Here is a 3630-nt window from a genome sequence, read left to right as displayed (position 1 = left end):
TAGCGCTAAACAATCAAAATAGCGTTGTTGACTTACATTCGTTAAATAATGATATACGCGCAAATGTTATAAATATACTCGCCCAGCAGCACCATATTTTTGATGGCACATTAAGTGAAAACTTACGTTATGCCGCGCCAAATGCAACTAAAGAGCAAATGATTGAAGCGCTCGCATTAGCTCAATTAAGCCCATGGTTTAATGAACTAAAAGAAGGTTTAAAAACACGATTAGGCACTGGCGGGCGTAACGTGTCGCAAGGTCAATCTAGGCGTATAGCTATTGCACAAGCATTACTTAAAAACCCTGCTATTTTGGTTCTTGATGAACCAACAGAAGGTCTTGATAATCAATCTAAGCAAGGAGTAATGCAAGCAATAATGCATGTTATGGATAACGCGAGCGTGCTGACAATTACGCACGATCCCGCTCTACTTGCTCAAATGGATAATGTTGTGTGGTTAGAAGACGGCAAAGTAGTTGCGCAAGGCTCTCATAAAGAGCTCAGTGGCACTTATCCCAACTATGTGGCGCTCACTACTCGGTTTTAGTTAAAGTCACCTGAACTTTGGATAATAAATCCTTTAACCAGGGTTCAGGTTAAGTAACAATTCCATTTTTAGTTTTTCAGTTGAACAGTACCGCTTAAACCAACCTGCATAAATTTTTGAGCAATTTAACAAATTAAATTGCCCCTGAGCAAAACCGTACGGGCAGCACATGTTTGGCATTTATTCTACGTTATCGCCTATTTATGGGGAACACCGCACTACATAGGCCCTGTCTTGTCTAAACACCAAGCTTACTGCTGTAAGTTCAGCCTCGAAAGATAAACAGGCCCAAAATGAAGTATTTCTTAGTTGATTACAAAAAAAAGGCTGTGATTACAAATATACACACTTTCTTAAATGCATGATATTTATATGTTATTTTATTGTAAATTAATTATTACAAAAAAGATCGCTCCATCTAATCCTTTTTACTTATTGTTATTATTATTATTTAAAGTGAATATGCCACCGGTGGCATTTGTGGTTCAAGAATAAAACTTGTTAATGATCACTGCAGTCTTAAATACAAAAGTTTTACACTGAAAACCATTTTAATTGGAGTTAAAATGAAAAAAACTAATATTTTAAAATACTCTTTACACACAACTGCAATATTAGCCGCGATTTATGGCGGCAGTGCCCTAGCTGCAAATGCATCTGGATATGCTTCAACAAACGGTAATACAACAGGTGGTGCCGGTGGTGATGTTGTATATGCAACAACAGGAACCCAAATACACCAAGCTTTATGTAATCGTGCATCGAGTGATACACCAATTATCATTCAAGTTGAAGGCACAATTAATCATGGTAATACAAGCAAAGTATCTGGTGATAGCTGTAACACTGGTCCTGACTTAATTGAACTAAAAGAAATTAGTAACGTTTCTATTATTGGTGTTGGCAGTGGTGCTTTATTTGACCAACTCGGTATCCATATTCGTTCTTCGTCAAACATTATTATTCAAAATGTTCATGTCCGAAATGTAAAAAAATCAGGCTCACCAACCTCAAACGGAGGTGATGCAATTGGTATGGAATCTAATGTTCGAAATGTATGGGTTGACCATGTAACACTTGAAGCAAGTGGTGGTGAAAGCAGTGGCTATGATGCACTTTTTGATATGAAAAATAATACAAAATACGTAACTTTATCTTATAGTATTTTGCGTAATTCAGGTCGAGGTGGTTTGGTTGGCTCAAGCGACAGCGATGATGCTAATGGCCCAGTAACATTTCATCATAACTACTATCAAAATATAAATTCACGAACACCTTTACTCAGACACGCAACAGCCCATGCTTATAATAACTACTATAGTGGCATACAGTCATCTGGGATGAATCCACGCATAGGTGGTAAGATGCGCGCTGAAAATAACTACTTTCAAGACTCTAAAGACCCACTTGGTACTTTTTACACTAACGATATGGGATATTGGCAAGTAAGCGGTAATATCTGGGACAATATTGATTGGTCTGAAGATGAAAGTAAGCTTCACCCTGCAGGCCCAAATCCTTCATCAACTACTTCTATTAGCATACCTTATAACTATCAACTGGATAATACTCAGTGTGTTCCTGCAATTATTGCAGCAACCGCAGGTGCAAATAAGGGCTTAAAAGAGTCCAATGGTGAATGTGGTACGACTGAGCCCACAGATCCAACTGAGCCTACTGATCCAACAAATCCACCTGAGCCGACTCCTTCAGGGGAAAATCTTGCTTTGGCTGCAGGTGTAGATGGCAGCTCTAAAGCCAGCGGTACAAGTTATGGTAATGTTAAAGATGGAGATACATCCACTTACTGGTCGCCAAATTCCTCTACTGGCACAATAAATATTAAAAACTTAAATACGACAATTAATGCAGTAAAGATTATTGAAGCGTCAGGTGCTCAAGGAAATATTACTTCATGGTCGCTGGTTAATTACGATACAGGCACAACGCTCGCTAATGGCGGGGCTGTACCTAATGTAATCACCTTTTCGAGTGTAAATTTGTCAAAAGTCAGTTTTGTTATTAACTCTTCAAACTCAACACCGAGAGTTGTTGAATTTGAGGTTTACAATGGCTATAACGACTCAGGTAGTTCAGTCACTAATACCCTAGTTAATGGCGTATACAGGGTTACACCTAAGCACAGTGCTAAATCACTTGATGTAGCTAATTGTGCAAATGGCAATGGTGCTAACATATCGCAATGGTCATGGTTGAATAACGATTGTCAAAAATTCAATATATCAACGGTCGATGGTATTTGGCATAGAATTTCACCAGTTAATGCTCCATCAAAGAGCCTTGATGTAGCCGCTAATTCAACGGTTAATGGTGCAAACATTGCTCTGTACACATATACCGGTAGTTATAATCAACAATTTAGATTCCAAGCCGCTGGTACAGGAAAATGGCGGATAATAAATCGTAATAGTGAACTTTGTTTTGATGTTGAGGGAAATAAAGCAAATGACGGGGCAAATTTATTGCAATGGACTTGCAGCGCTGGATCTGAAAATCAAATGTTTGAACTAACGCGACAGTAAACTTTAAATAATAAAAAACCACCTTCGATTTCTCTAAGGTGGTTTTTTTAATTAAGAAGCCGTTATCTTACAATACCGCGCTCAGAACCTTTAACAAAGTCGATCATCAACTGCACTGCAGGGTACTTTGCAGCATCTTCACTAAGCGACTCAATAGCTTCTTCAGCACCTAGGCTCTTACGATAAAATGCTTTATATGCACGGCGTACAGCCATAATTTCGTCACTTTCAAAACCACGGCGTTTCATGCCTTCTTTATTGATAGCTGCAGGGCCTGCTGGCATACCAATGGTAGTAACAAATGGTGGTACATCTTTGTTAACACCAGAATACATGCCAATAAAGGCATGTGCGCCGATTTTACAAAACTGATGAACTCCCGAATTACCACCTAAGATAACCCAATCGCCTACATGTACATGACCAGCCACACTTGCGTTGTTAGCAAAAATTACGTTATCGCCAATTACCGCGTCATGTGCAACGTGTGTATAAGCCATAAATAAGTTATTACTACCAATTTTAGTAACGCCTTG

General features: G+C 38.8%; 3 protein-coding genes. 2 read left to right on the top strand and 1 reads right to left on the bottom strand.

The window, feature by feature from the left end; translation table 11 throughout:
• Positions 1-551 (top strand): ATP-binding cassette domain-containing protein (locus tag ABYB02_RS15575; RefSeq protein WP_372763314.1); only part of this gene is annotated, 551 nt, incomplete at its 5' end.
• Positions 552-1117: 566 nt separating this feature from the next.
• Positions 1118-3094: an RICIN domain-containing protein gene (locus ABYB02_RS15570; RefSeq protein WP_372763313.1), complete on the top strand. Its 1977-nt coding sequence runs from the start codon at positions 1118-1120 to the stop codon at positions 3092-3094.
• Positions 3095-3156: 62 nt separating this feature from the next.
• On the opposite strand, the gene ABYB02_RS15565 is transcribed toward ABYB02_RS15570, so the two are convergent.
• Positions 3157-3630, bottom strand: a 474-nt coding sequence (locus ABYB02_RS15565) for a UDP-N-acetylglucosamine O-acyltransferase (RefSeq protein ID WP_372763312.1), incomplete at its 5' end; no start/stop codon positions are given.

Origin of the sequence: Pseudoalteromonas sp. (assembly GCF_041613455.1) — a bacterium.
Taxonomy (GTDB): Bacteria; Pseudomonadota; Gammaproteobacteria; order Enterobacterales; family Alteromonadaceae; genus Pseudoalteromonas.
Note: the sequence above shows the minus strand (reverse complement) of the source record. Positions and strands in the feature narration are given on the sequence as shown.